We start from the raw sequence: 12,227 nt of genomic DNA, 5'->3' as shown, positions 1-12,227 counted from the left end.
AAAAAAGGGAAGCAGATGCTTCCCTTTTTTATTTCAATTCTGAAAAATTCGACTACTCGATAGTCATTACTTTCACAGTCAAACGACCGTGAGCAGTCAACCCTTCAAGCAGGCAAGCACGTGCTGTTTCGAAATCAACCGCTTCTTTTTCTGTTCCAAAAGCCAGCATCATGTTGCCATTGCCAGTTTCAGAGCGAACTTTGCAGTTTTCTTTTACGTAAGTGATTGGGGAAGTTCTGCCCACCGGAGTTTCAATGGATGCCTTTGTGTATTTGATCACGCAGTAAAACGAAGATTGTTTTTTGTCTGTTTTATCGATGACATTTTTTACGCAAAGTTCATAAGGATTTGGAATTTCTCTTTCGACCAAAATCACGTTACCCAGTTTTTGATCAGCAGCTTGAGCAGAAAATGCCACAACAGTTGCTAGAAGAGCGATAAATAGTTTCACGAAAGCCTCCCATGGCTAATTAAGATGCCACTAGGCTTCCACCTTTTATTCGAAGTTTATAGCAATAAGGCACTGTGCTATTTGTTTTTTTCCAGAATGCCGCTGTGGGCCCAAGAAACCGCCTGATAAGCCACCCACACGATTAAAAGCACCGAAGAAATCAAGACTTCCTGAGGGAGGTGAATGCGACTTTCGCTGGCGGCATCAGCCATGGTCAAAGTTCCGATCCAAGCGATATGAAAGAAGATCAGCACTGCAAACAGAATTCCACTTTTCATAAAGACCCCCTCGGTCTTTTTCAGGCTATAGGCCGAAAGCCAATACCAGCAAGAATTTGGGGAGTAGCTTGTGATTAAACAGAGTCCGGGATGGTTAAAATCAGGGCGCGATCTTTCAGCACGACCATCGTATGTTCGAATTGAGCTGTGCGATGTTCAGGCGCAGTGACCAGAGTCCACTTATCACCTTCAACTTCATCGACAAAGTGAGCACCCGTGGATAGAAAAGGTTCGATCGTGATGACATGGCCTTCTTTTAAGCGGCGATCGTCATTGCCATCATAGTAGCTGGGAATAAATTTTGGTGATTCATGCAGGGATTTACCGACACCGTGACTGCCGAGGTTTTCAATAATGGAGTAACCATACTCGTCGGCGATTTGTTCCACGCGACGGCCGATTTCATTCAGCTTGATTCCGGCTTTCACTCCAGCGATGGCGTTTTCCAAAGCCAACTTTGTCGCTTTCAATAAACGCACATCCTGTGGACGGCCCGGTGGGACTACGAAGGAACTGCCGTTATCGGCAAAATAGCCGCCAAGTTCTGCCGAGACATCGATATTGATCAGATCACCGGCATTGATTTTTTTGTTGGACGGCACGCCATGTGCGGCCTCGTGATTAAGACTAATACAATTGTACCCAGGGAAATTATAAACCAACATCGGACCAGATCGGGCCCCATGAAGCTCCAGATATTTGCCACCTAAATTGTCCAGCTCTTTGGTGGTCATCCCCGGTTCCATTTGCTTGGACATGTATTGCAGGCAATTGGCAACAATCTTGCCAATTTTTTTAAGTCCTTCTAAGTCTGCTTCCGTCTTTACGATCATGGTTGGCAGTTATACACTAAATCCGATGAAAACCTCCACTAGTTCTGTCAGAATTTTGCGAAAACAGGGCGCCGCGAATCTTTTACCAGCTGTGTCCACCGCGGATAATAAAAGCAGCCGGGGCAAAAGCCTGATTATGGCGGGGAGCCGGGACTATCCAGGTGCTGGAGTTTTGGCGTGCAAAGCAGCATTAAGAATGGGCAGCGGCTATGTGATCCTGGCGCAAAAAAATATCGAAGCCATTTCGTGGGAACATCCGGATTTTATTTATCGCGACCTCGCGCAAATCAAATGGAGTGAAATCGGGCACAACGCGATTTTACTGGGACCTGGTTTTGGGGTGAATGATTTCACGGCCAAGATTATTCGAGAATTGATTGCCGCGAAAGAGTCCCATGTGATTCTGGATGCGGATGCCCTGACGGTTGTGGCCCGAAGCAAAATATATCCCTTACCTGCGACCTGGATTGTAACACCTCACACGGGTGAACTGTCCCGTTTATTGGGAATCAGCAGTGACGAGATCAATCGGGACCGCATCGCTGCGGTTGTTCAGGCGCAAAAAAAAATGGGTTGTGTGGTTTTGCTGAAAGGGAATCGTACTTTGATTGCGACGGAAAATGAAATAGCCACCGTCGGCACTGGAAATTCTGCATTGGCTAAATCTGGAACGGGCGATGTGCTGGCAGGAATTATGGTTTCTTTGCGTGCGCAAAATATGAAAGCCCCTGAGGCGGCATTGCTAGCCACCTACGTCCACGGAGCAACGGCAAATATTTGGGTAAATAGGGGAAATGATCCATTGTCGATGACGGCGACGGATGTGATTGAAATTTTGCCCAAAGTTTTGTTTCAGCTTAGAAAAATCAAGTCCGTTTGATCACCGCTTGATGACTGAATTCGACCTTGTTGCGGGCATTGATCGAACGGGCATTTACCTGAATAGAGTTCTTACCGGCGGTGCTGTCGATAATCAGAAAGTTGTGGTGCCAGGCGAATTCCTCGCGACGGGGATTCTTGTAAACCAATTGCATCGGAAAGTTGATCGAGTGAATGGCGCTGGAAGTGTACTCGTAGGTGCGATAACCAAGATACTTCGGATCGACACTGCAAACTTCACTGAAATGCACATCTCCAGATCCAAAGGCAATGGGCGCATCGCACTTGCGAAGCTTTGTCAGAAGGTCTGCAAAGTTTTTTCCATAGTCTTTGGCGAAGGATTCCTGTTTGTGATAGCTGGTAAAAAACTGACTGCCATTAAATATCCAGGTGGGCTTTGAGCTTTCGCTGACTTTTTCCAGGAATTGATCTTGCTGCTCGCTTCCCCACATCATGCCGCCGCTTTGGCCTTCATCTCGATAGTATCGGTCATCCAGAAAGAAGAATTTGTGACCAAATGCCGTGAGCTGTGATCCCACACCCATGGTGCGTTTGAAACCATCGGTGTTGCGACTTCCAAAAAACAGATCGAAGGTTCTTTTGGAGCTGACTTTGTATTTGAAGGTTTTGCACATATTGTTTCGGCCATAATCGTGATCATCCCAAACAGCCAAGGTGGGAATCAAAGAAGGCTGCCTAAAATGGCGCAGGCGGGAGCGGGTTTCACAGTATCGTCGCCAGATGTTGTCTTCGGTTGTTGGGGAGCGGAAGTCGCAATAGACAGCATCGCCGATCAAAAAAATCATATCCGGCTTTTGCGCGAAAAGATTGTCCCACATGACTCTTGCGTGGGTGACGAAGAAGTCACTCGCGCAACTGACCAACGCAAATCGCACGTTCGGGCGGGAAGAAAGCTTGAGGCTTTTAAACTTTCTTTCATCCAATACGGTGCCGCGGTCTTTATCTATCACTTGCAGGTAATAGGAGTTGTCTGGTTCCAACCCTGAAACATAAAGCTTATCAATTCCCTGGTGATAGCATTTGCGGATTTCATGGTCCCAGATCTGAATTGCCTGCGGCCGACCCTGGGTGTCATATACTTTGTATGCGTAAGGGTTGTATCCATTAGTCAACACCGTCAGTTGTGTAGAGTGAGAATTTGTCATGTGCTGACAGATAGGAATTTGACCCGTAAACCCTGTTGCCGCTTCGGCAATTTCTGAAAATAGGGGAGAATTGAGCGCAGAATAGCCTATAATCGAGCTGGCCGATAATTGTAGGAAACCTCTTCGTGAGGTTTTCATGAATGCCTCTTTTGTTTGGTTTTATTAGGTTCACAGAACTGCCGCGATTCGGGCAATGGGGGACGCTAAAAAGCAGGTACTTTTTCCAAGCTATTATCTCTTAACAGAAACCCAACTATCTTTTTGGGATTTCCCCCTGTAAAAGCATCCCCATCACGGGGGAATTCATGAAGAAAGTTGTTTTGCTTTCAGCACTATTGGGTTTGTCGATCAATGCCTTTGCACAAACTTCCAAAATAGTTTTTCCGGCATCGTCCACAGACGCCGCTTCTCCAGCTCAAAGCTCGGTTCTTAAACAAGAGAGTGTGATCAATAAAAAATTTGAAGAAGACAAAGACATCACCGATGCGCGTATGAAAGCGGAATCGGGGTCCCTTTCCCGTTACTCCCTGAAAGCCAGCTTAAGCTATTCCGGCCCTCCAGTGGGTGACTTGTCTAATCCGAATCAACCAAATCCAGATGGCAGTATTTGTGCCTGCGAAACTGCCTTGGGTGGTTCTCTTAGCGCTCGTTATCGCTTTGACTCAAAATCTGCATTATCAGTCGGTACTGGTGTTAATGCCCTCACACCGTTTCAAGGTGTAAAACGTTATGATGTTAGAAATCCCTATTTGGGCGTTGATCGCAGTTCCCGCATTGGCGACTACCAAATGCGCAATGGCGTTAAAGGCACTTACGTTACCAATCAAACTTTCCGTGATATCGGAGAGTACGCCGCTTTTGGTTATGACACGTCTGTGATTTATAACTTTGGAACTTCTGGATTTGCAGCAGGTGTTGATGCCTCTTTTGACTACTATTTCTTTGATCGCGGACCTGATGTAAAGAGTAAAAACGAAATGAAGACGGGTCGTTATTCTTTGGGTTTCTTTCCGCAGGTGAAATACAACTTCAGCGATAAACTCAGTATGTACTCTTCCGTGGCGATTGGCTTCAATAATCCTCGCGGCACTGAAGATGCTGCAGTTTTATGGAATCGTACTTTGAGTTCCCGCCTGGGTCTTGGCTATGCGATTCGCCGTGATATTTTCTTTGCACCGTTTTTAAATTTCTATCCGACAACTTTGACGGCAGATTCAACGACTGTGAATTTTGCGACGACATTCTCTATTCTTTAGAACCTGATTTGATCAATTTTAAAAAACAAAAAACCAGAACGTAGAGATCGTTCTGGTTTTTTTTATTTATAAGATCCCTCTATTACTAGGCTAGGGGGATGGTAGTTACGGTGGTCCTGTCTCCCGGTAAGTTACCAATTCACGAATCTCCGTAGAAAGAATGAATTCGTGAAGTACTACATGCGTTGATGCCATTCAAGGCTCCTTTCGCTCCCACTCGTAGTGGGCTGATATCATACCTATCGGCTGGACCTTTGGAGAGTTGAGGGCGAAATTAAAGAATTTTGAAATTTTCCGAACATTCTCAGAATGAGATGCGAGGATTCAGATGCTTCAGTAGATTCTGCGTGATCATATAAGACAATCCCCACAGTGGGACATCGCGATTCAGGGTGATTGCCGGAAGTTCCAGGTTGATTTGTTCCTTATTGAAGCCATAGGTGGTTGCATGTGCGGGACTTGTCAGGTGTTTTAACGGCATCCAGAAGAAATCCGCCACTTCGTTGGGGTCCAAGTGGATCTCGAAATCCCGATCGATATAAAACACATACGGACGAATAAAGAAATCCAGCATGGTGCCGGCTTTTCGCGCCTGAATATCATCCAACTGTCCCAGAACTTCTTCTTGAGTCAAAATGATACCCACTTCCTCCTGGGTTTCGCGAATGGCGGTGTGCAAGGCTGATTTATCCCACTCTTCTTTTTTTCCTCCAGGGAAAGCAATCTGTCCCGACCAGCGATCATCCGGTCTGATGGCTCTTTGAATGAAGCCAATTTGCAAATCATCCTGCGGCCCGCGCAAAATCACAGCGACGCAGGCATAACGATCCAGTGACTGGGATAGATCCAGCGGATTCTGATTTTCAAAAAGTTGAATGAGTTCTTTAATCAAGCAAGAAATCCTTGTGCACCCATTTAGGATAGCACAAGGATTTGTATTTGGCGACTGGACCTGACTTCGTCTAGCGGCAGGAACGGCGGGAGACAGTTTCGCTTTGAGAGTTGGAGGAAACAACTTTGCAGTTGTCATAGCGGCGGTTGCAGGAGCGAAGAGCTTCGCGTTCCGCTTCATAGCGGGATTCGCCTCGGGATTCCATTGTCATTTTATAACCGCGGTAATCAACGCCTTCGACTTTTACCACGTAGTAGTTTGCGCTGCAGGTTTCAATACAAGTGCCATGTTTTTTCAAACAAGAGCCACAGTCAGAGTGACCACCCCAATGTTCTTCCCAGCCTTTATCAGTAGCACTGCAAGTGACATTTGGACGACCCCAGCCACCACGGCCGTGATCCCGGTCTCCGCGACCTGGTCTAAACATATCGTCAAAGTGGCCAGCGAAAGAAGTGACAGTGATCATTGTAACAGCGATGAATCCTAATAGTGCTTTCATGGTGGTGGTTCCCCTTCGTGTTTTTTTGCGTCGATACATCTCGACGCTGCGAAAGGAAACTATTACAAATCGTGTGCCAACGAAGTTGGAGTCAAAAAGATACTAAACGAGGTAGTAGAGAATGCAGAAGTACTGACTGATGCTGCCTGCCATGACAAACAGATGCCAAATACCATGGAAGTGTTTCACTTTTTCATCGAACAGAAAAAACGCAATTCCACCAGTATACAAAATGCCACCAGTGGTCAGTAACATCAGTCCGCGTGGATCCAGATTTTCTGTCAGTGGTTTCATCGCGAACACAATCAACCAACCCATCACGACATAGATCACCATGGATGGAATGCGCGTGCGGTGGGACAGTGTCAGTTCAAAAATAATTCCGATGACAGCGAGAGTCCAGTTGATCCCAAATAACCACCATCCCCACGGCCCATGCAAAGTGATCAGCGTGAAGGGAGTATAGGTGCCTGCAATTAAAAGATAGATCGCCATGTGATCCAGCTTTTGCAGAATCTTTTTCGCGCGACCTTGGATGCTGTGATAAAGAGTCGAGATGGTGTAGAGCAAGACCAGCATTCCACCATAGACACTGGTGCTGACGATTTTTATCAGGTCACCTTGAACACTGGCTAAAGTGACAAGGACAGAAGCTCCCGCGACTGCCAAAACGGCGCCCACCAAGTGGCTGATACTGTTGAAGCGCTCGCCCTGATAAATAAGAACCTCCGATGGGATCAGTTTAGCATATTCGATTTGCAAAACCCACTTGCGAAAACAAGATGATAAAAGAATAATTACTCAACCTGCAGGTGAGATATATGAAGAAAACTTCAACAGCCAGTGTCCGTTTTATTTTTGCTACAATCTTTCTGGATGCGCTGGGAATTGGAGTATTAATTCCAGTTTTCCCGGAAGTAATTAAACGCTTTGGTCATGATCCGTCATTCGTGAATCATTACTTTGGTTATTTCATTTCTGTTTACGCATTGATGCAGTTTGTGGCGTCACCTGTACTGGGTTCGTTGTCAGATCGTTTTGGTCGCAGACCAGTCCTGTTGGTTTCCTTATTGGGAGCGGGACTTGATTATCTGTTGATGGCCTTTGCGCCGACGTTGGGAATTCTTTTCGCGGGACGTATTGTTTCGGGCCTGACTGGAGCCAGCATGACTGTGGCGAGCTCCTACATGGCGGATATTTCTGACGACTCAAATCGTTCGGCTAATTTCGGTATGATCGGTGCGGCCTTTGGTTTGGGATTTATCGTGGGACCGGCTTTGGGTGGCTTGTTAGGGAACTATGGACATCAGGCTCCATTTATAGCTGCGGCTGTCTTCAATCTTCTGAACTTTGCGTTTGGCTATTTCATCTTACCAGAGTCTTTGGATGAGTCCCATCGGCGCAAGATCGAGTTGCGTCGTTTAAATCCATTCCAGTCGTTGTTTAAGTTGTTGTTTAAGCCGGGTATGAGATTGTTGATCTGGATTTATCTGTTGGTATATTTGGCTGGTCAGTCGCATCCAAGTATTTGGACGTTGTTTACGCAGCACAAATTCGGTTGGTCAACTTTTGAAGTGGGGTTATCTCTTTCTTTTATTGGTATCTCCATTGCTGTTGTTCAAGGGTATATGACAAGAATAATTGTTCCCCGATGGGGAGAAGTAAAGGCTCTGAACGTTGGTTTGGTATTCGGTATTTTGGCTTATCTTGGATATGCAACGGTAACGCAAGGTTGGATGTTATACGCAGTTATGGCGATCACGTGTCTGAACGGTTTAACGGGACCTGCTTCGATGTCGCTGATCTCTAAGGATACACCGCCTCAAGAGCAAGGAGAGTTGCAAGGAACCCTGATTTCTATTGCCAGTATTACATCCATCATCGGCCCCCTGATCTATACGGATGTTTTTGCACGCTTCACAGCGGGAAATGCGCCGACCCAGTTTGCGGGAAGTGCCTATATTCTTGCGGCTGTGATTAGTTTAGGTGCTTGGGGCTTGTTTATTCTTTACCCCCGTCATCACTAAAGAATTGTCTGCAGGTACTTGGGCAAATCCAAGTCCTCCTGCGGATGAGGCATCATGACTGAAGAATGATCCCCTGGAAAACGTGGGAAATGTTTTTCCAAAAGTTTTTTTACATCCCAAGTGGTGATTTTGGAATGTTCGTGAATTGCTGAAAGCTCGTTCACGAAGGCTGGGTATTGCGAGGACGAAGACATCGCATTCCAGAAATTCATCTCGTACAGTGTGCCTGTCATCGGTGTGCTCAGCGTGAACAGGTTTGCGATTTTTTCGGGAAGTCGATTCAAAGGTGCTTCGCTGTGATCCAAGGCCTGAGCCCCATGCTGCGCGAAGTACAGTTCGATACTAAATTTATCCGGCCAGTTGACAGAGTAAAGATTCTGAAAGAATTCAGAACACGAGCGCATATCCGTCAGTGCCGCCGGCAGAAAGTATTCAACCATTCGGTCGACGCTGGTGCCTTTGTGTGTGCAGCCTGCAGAAGTGCCGCCCTGCCAAGGCGAATCGATGCTGATCACGCGAATCGCTGGAACATTTTCGCCGAAGCCATTTTTAGCCAGGTAATTCAAGGTTTCGCGTGCGATCAGTCCACCCATGCTGTGAGCAATCAGGGTCACCCGTGGCGTGCGCAGTTTCATGATACTTAATGCCAGATCCTGTGCTGAACGCTTCAGGGAGCGATGCAAATCATCGTAGGCAAAATAAAAAAGTTTGTAATCAGAAAGTCGCGGAGTATTTAAAAGCAATTGCGTGAAGTTTTTTACGGAACCAGATCGTCCGTGAATGAAAATTAGTGGATCGCCGGCCTCTTCAGCCAGCTGATTCATTCGCGCCATCGGCACAAGGCGACCTTGATAGCGGGGCCCTAAAAGTTTTCGCTCGTCTTTGGCATTATAGCGCACGACCCCTTGGGCAAGTGCAGGAGATCCCTGAAACAAACTCAGAGTAGAAACCAATACTGAAAGTGGCACCGATAAACTCGTTTTCATCGATGCTACTTTAAGGTTTTTGAATGGATTAGAGCGAGTTAAACTTTAATAATGAAACGCTGTTAATCGATGTCAGCAAGAGCGTCACGAATCTTTTTGGCGATCTTATCAAAGTCCTCTTCATTCGCACGGACCTTTAGTCGTACACCTTTTTCGTCATAGGACTCGCCCAGGACCTTCAAGCGCGCACGGATGTCTCCAATAACCCCTTGAACTTTATACGGAATAAAGACCTCTTCCTCGCGCATGGAGTTTTCAAAAAACTTAACCAGACGCAAACGAAGGTCTTCAACGTCCTGAGGATTGCGGGTAGACAAAAATATCGCGTCAGGAAATTCGGCAGCCAAAGCAGAAGTTTGCTCATCGCTTAAGCAGTCGCGCTTATTAAGAATAAGTAAGCTTGGAATTTCAGCAGCGCCGACTTCTGCCAAAGTCGTGCGAGTGACCTCAAGTTGAGATCTAAAAGACGGATCTGCGGCGTCGACAACAAACAACAACAAGGAAGCATTCAAGGCTTCATCAAGTGTGGATTTGAACGATGCCACCAGATCATGCGGAAGTTTTTTAATAAATCCGACTGTGTCTGACAGAAGAATTTTTGGACGAGTCTCGGGATAGACAGCGCGAACTGTTGTATCCAAAGTCGCAAACAATTTATCGGCAACATAAACTTCGCTGCCAGTCATTGCGCGCATCAGGGAGGACTTTCCGGCATTGGTGTAACCAACCAGGGCCACACAGGCCTCTTGCTCGCGTCGTGACCTACGGGTCAGATGTTCCTGTCCGATAGAGGAAAGTTCCTGTTTCAGTTCTTTGATACGGTCACGAATCTTACGACGATCCAACTCGATCGCGGATTCCCCGACACCTTTACCGCCACCACCCATGCGGTCGTCGTCCCCACCGGAGACGCCGCGCATGCGAGGCGCAACGTAAGTCAGCCGAGCAATTTCCACCTGCAACCGGGCAGCACGCGTGCGAGCATGGCGACTGAAGATTTCAATAATCACGCCCGTGCGATCCAAAACCTTGGCGCCTGTAGCACTTTCGATATTACGCAACTGAAGCGGTGAAAGATCACAGTCAAAGACCACCCACTGGGCTTGATCTTGAGGGTTTTCCTCTTCAACAAAGTCTTCGGGTTCACTTTCTTCGAAAGTTTCCTCGGGGAAGTCAAAGATGTCGTCTTCCTCGTCTTCATTTTTAAATTTCAAAGCAGCTTTGTGTTTTTTCTTAATGAAATTTGGCGCAATTTTACCAGTACCGCCAGTCCATTTCGCCAGCTCTACCAATTTGCCATCGCCCAGAACTGTCGCACTTTTTGTAGAAGTACGGCGTTGGTGCAGTTTACCAATAACCTCAAAGCCCAGCGTTGAAACCAAGCGCGAAAGCTCGACCAAAGAGCTTTGAACTTCTGAATCAGAAGTTCTGCCAATTTGGAGGCCGACAAGAACGGCCTTAGGAACGATTTCTTGAGTTTCGTGAAGACTCATTATTTATGGCCTCCGGCCTTATTGCTGTTACCTCTGAATCCGCCAAAGCGGCGTTTGTTACCACCGTTTTTTTTAGGACCCTGTGTAGGGCTGCCACCGTGAGGCTTTGGTGAATGGGGCTTGGCAGTATGAGGTTTTGGAGAGTCAGCTCCGGTGCCGCCACCTTTAACTTCAAATGTAGGCGGTTTCTTGCGAGGATTCAAACGGCGCCCTTTTTTAAAGCCCGCGCTGTTTGGTTTTACATTTTCCATTGCTTCGATCATCGCTTTCGCTTTGCCTTTAGAAAGGATGCGGCTGCCAGCCACTTCTTCTGAATGGTAAGGTTGATCAGTAACGACAGGAATCGATTTGCCGATCAGGCGTTCGATATCGCGCAAAAAGGCTTTTTCTTCAGCGTCGCAGAAGGCAATAGCAATGCCCTGGCTGCCAGCGCGAGCTGTACGGCCAATTCTGTGCACATAGCTTTCTGATTCATTCGGAAGTTCAAAGTTGATAACGTGGCTGATTTCATCGATGTCGATACCACGGGCCGCGATGTCAGTTGCAACCAAGACGCGAATTTTACCTTCACGCAAATTCTCTAAAGCTCTTTGACGAGCATTCTGAGATTTGTTGCCGTGAATGGCTTCAGCAGGGATGTGATTTTTTGCGAGACCTTCGGCGACACGGTTCGCACCATGTTTTGTTCTGGTAAATACGATGACTTTATCAAAAGATTTATCGTTCAACAGATGGCGCAGTAAATCGCGTTTTTTGCTTTTATCAACGAACATCACAGACTGTTCGATCATCTCAGCAGTTGAAGAAACCGGAGCCACTTCCACTTTTGCCGGATTCACCAGCAAAGAGTCCGCCAGTTTTTGAATTTCTTTGGGCATGGTAGCCGAGAAGAACAGATTTTGACGTTCCTTCGGAAGGTAGTTCAGAACCTTGCGAATGTCAGGCAAGAAGCCCATGTCCAGCATACGGTCTGCTTCATCCAGAACGAAGATTTCCAGCTTACCCAGTTGCAGATGTTTTTGTTGAATCAAATCCAACAGGCGACCTGGAGTTGCAATCAGAACGTCCACTCCTTGAGCCAGGGCTTTCACCTGAGGCTGTTGGCCGACGCCACCAAAAATCACAGCGGTGCGAATGCGCAGGTGCTTGCCGTAAGTTTGAAAGCTTTCGTGGATTTGAATGGCCAATTCACGAGTTGGCGCCAAAACCAGTACGCGAGCCTGTTTCGGCAATGTGCGATTCCATTGTTGGGCCAGGTGATTCAGGATTGGCAAAGCGAAGGCTGCAGTTTTACCTGTACCGGTTTGAGCACAGCCCAGAAGGTCACGGCCTTCCAGCAGATAGGGGATTGCCTGTTGTTGAATAGGGGTCGGAATTGAGTATCCGGATTCAGCTACGGCACGTTGGATAGGTTCGACAAGGGGAAGATCAGAGAATTTTACAGAAGTCATAGGGACAGATAGCTAC

The 12,227-nt window shown here is 47.0% G+C and carries 13 protein-coding genes; 3 read left to right on the top strand and 10 right to left on the bottom strand.

The window, feature by feature from the left end; all coding sequences use genetic code 11:
• Positions 1 to 52: 52 nt before the first annotated feature.
• From ACLVWU_RS15885 to map, 3 genes are all read right to left on the bottom strand, one after another.
• Positions 53 to 451, bottom strand: coding sequence for a hypothetical protein (locus tag ACLVWU_RS15885; protein WP_413575860.1), 399 nt, complete (start codon positions 449 to 451; stop codon positions 53 to 55).
• Positions 452 to 528: 77 nt separating this feature from the next.
• Positions 529 to 729, bottom strand: a complete 201-nt coding sequence (locus ACLVWU_RS15880; protein WP_413575858.1) for a hypothetical protein — start codon at positions 727 to 729, stop codon at positions 529 to 531.
• Positions 730 to 803: 74 nt separating this feature from the next.
• Positions 804 to 1,562: a type I methionyl aminopeptidase gene (gene map / locus ACLVWU_RS15875; RefSeq protein WP_413575857.1), complete on the bottom strand. Its 759-nt coding sequence runs from the start codon at positions 1,560 to 1,562 to the stop codon at positions 804 to 806.
• A 25-nt stretch (positions 1,563 to 1,587) separates the two neighbouring features.
• Here map and ACLVWU_RS15870 point away from each other — a divergent pair, with 25 nt between their 5' ends.
• Positions 1,588 to 2,442, top strand: coding sequence for an NAD(P)H-hydrate dehydratase (locus ACLVWU_RS15870; RefSeq protein ID WP_413575855.1), 855 nt, complete (start codon positions 1,588 to 1,590; stop codon positions 2,440 to 2,442).
• Here the strand turns inward: ACLVWU_RS15870 and ACLVWU_RS15865 are convergent.
• Positions 2,429 to 3,745 (bottom strand): phosphodiesterase, encoded by a 1,317-nt coding sequence (locus ACLVWU_RS15865; protein ID WP_413575853.1) that lies wholly within the window; start codon positions 3,743 to 3,745, stop codon positions 2,429 to 2,431. The genes ACLVWU_RS15870 and ACLVWU_RS15865 overlap by 14 nt on opposite strands.
• Positions 3,746 to 3,912: 167 nt before the next feature.
• On the opposite strand from ACLVWU_RS15865, the gene ACLVWU_RS15860 reads away from it, so the two are divergent.
• A complete protein-coding gene (locus tag ACLVWU_RS15860; RefSeq protein ID WP_413575852.1) occupies positions 3,913 to 4,863 on the top strand; it encodes a hypothetical protein in 951 nt (316 codons plus the stop codon).
• Positions 4,864 to 5,167: 304 nt separating this feature from the next.
• Here ACLVWU_RS15860 and ACLVWU_RS15855 read toward each other — a convergent pair whose 3' ends face one another.
• From ACLVWU_RS15855 to trhA, 3 genes are all read right to left on the bottom strand, one after another.
• The gene (locus tag ACLVWU_RS15855; protein ID WP_413575851.1) at positions 5,168 to 5,755 is read right to left on the bottom strand and encodes an NUDIX hydrolase; all 588 of its coding nucleotides are present in this window, start codon (positions 5,753 to 5,755) and stop codon (positions 5,168 to 5,170) included.
• 70 nt (positions 5,756 to 5,825) lie between these two features.
• Positions 5,826 to 6,254, bottom strand: coding sequence for a hypothetical protein (locus ACLVWU_RS15850; protein WP_413575849.1), 429 nt, complete (start codon positions 6,252 to 6,254; stop codon positions 5,826 to 5,828).
• 102 nt (positions 6,255 to 6,356) lie between these two features.
• Positions 6,357 to 6,974: a PAQR family membrane homeostasis protein TrhA gene (gene trhA / locus ACLVWU_RS15845; protein ID WP_413578805.1), complete on the bottom strand. Its 618-nt coding sequence runs from the start codon at positions 6,972 to 6,974 to the stop codon at positions 6,357 to 6,359.
• Positions 6,975 to 7,075: 101 nt separating this feature from the next.
• Here trhA and ACLVWU_RS15840 point away from each other — a divergent pair, with 101 nt between their 5' ends.
• Complete coding sequence (locus ACLVWU_RS15840; protein WP_413575848.1) at positions 7,076 to 8,281, top strand: TCR/Tet family MFS transporter; 1,206 nt, start codon at positions 7,076 to 7,078, stop codon at positions 8,279 to 8,281.
• On the opposite strand, the gene ACLVWU_RS15835 is transcribed toward ACLVWU_RS15840, so the two are convergent.
• The 3 genes from ACLVWU_RS15835 to ACLVWU_RS15825 form a co-directional block, all read right to left on the bottom strand.
• Positions 8,278 to 9,267, bottom strand: a complete 990-nt coding sequence (locus tag ACLVWU_RS15835) for a lipase family alpha/beta hydrolase (protein ID WP_413575846.1) — start codon at positions 9,265 to 9,267, stop codon at positions 8,278 to 8,280. The two genes, ACLVWU_RS15840 and ACLVWU_RS15835, sit on opposite strands and share 4 nt — an antisense overlap.
• A gap of 62 nt (positions 9,268 to 9,329) precedes the next feature.
• On the bottom strand, positions 9,330 to 10,760 hold the full coding sequence (gene hflX / locus ACLVWU_RS15830; protein ID WP_413575844.1) for a GTPase HflX: 1,431 nt from the start codon (positions 10,758 to 10,760) through the stop codon (positions 9,330 to 9,332).
• On the bottom strand, positions 10,760 to 12,211 hold the full coding sequence (locus ACLVWU_RS15825; RefSeq protein WP_413575843.1) for a DEAD/DEAH box helicase: 1,452 nt from the start codon (positions 12,209 to 12,211) through the stop codon (positions 10,760 to 10,762). Before ACLVWU_RS15825 ends, hflX begins: the two co-directional genes overlap by 1 nt.
• Positions 12,212 to 12,227: the final 16 nt, after the last annotated feature.

Source organism: Bdellovibrio sp. HCB290 (genome assembly GCF_047305925.1).
In the GTDB taxonomy this organism is placed as follows: domain Bacteria; phylum Bdellovibrionota; class Bdellovibrionia; order Bdellovibrionales; family Bdellovibrionaceae; genus Bdellovibrio.
Note: the sequence above shows the minus strand (reverse complement) of the source record. Positions and strands in the feature narration are given on the sequence as shown.

Excerpts from the sequence above, each read along its gene's own strand:
- ACLVWU_RS15880 (WP_413575858.1), bottom strand. The coding sequence starts at position 729 with ATGAAAAGTGGAATTCTGTTTGCAGTGCTGATCTTCTTTCATATCGCT.
- ACLVWU_RS15835 (WP_413575846.1), bottom strand. The coding sequence starts at position 9,267 with ATGAAAACGAGTTTATCGGTGCCACTTTCAGTATTGGTTTCTACTCTG.
- hflX (WP_413575844.1), bottom strand. The coding sequence starts at position 10,760 with ATGAGTCTTCACGAAACTCAAGAAATCGTTCCTAAGGCCGTTCTTGTC.
- ACLVWU_RS15870 (WP_413575855.1), top strand. The coding sequence starts at position 1,588 with ATGAAAACCTCCACTAGTTCTGTCAGAATTTTGCGAAAACAGGGCGCC.
- map (WP_413575857.1), bottom strand. The coding sequence starts at position 1,562 with ATGATCGTAAAGACGGAAGCAGACTTAGAAGGACTTAAAAAAATTGGC.
- ACLVWU_RS15825 (WP_413575843.1), bottom strand. The coding sequence starts at position 12,211 with ATGACTTCTGTAAAATTCTCTGATCTTCCCCTTGTCGAACCTATCCAA.
- ACLVWU_RS15865 (WP_413575853.1), bottom strand. The coding sequence starts at position 3,745 with ATGAAAACCTCACGAAGAGGTTTCCTACAATTATCGGCCAGCTCGATT.
- ACLVWU_RS15840 (WP_413575848.1), top strand. The coding sequence starts at position 7,076 with ATGAAGAAAACTTCAACAGCCAGTGTCCGTTTTATTTTTGCTACAATC.
- ACLVWU_RS15860 (WP_413575852.1), top strand. The coding sequence starts at position 3,913 with ATGAAGAAAGTTGTTTTGCTTTCAGCACTATTGGGTTTGTCGATCAAT.
- ACLVWU_RS15850 (WP_413575849.1), bottom strand. The coding sequence starts at position 6,254 with ATGAAAGCACTATTAGGATTCATCGCTGTTACAATGATCACTGTCACT.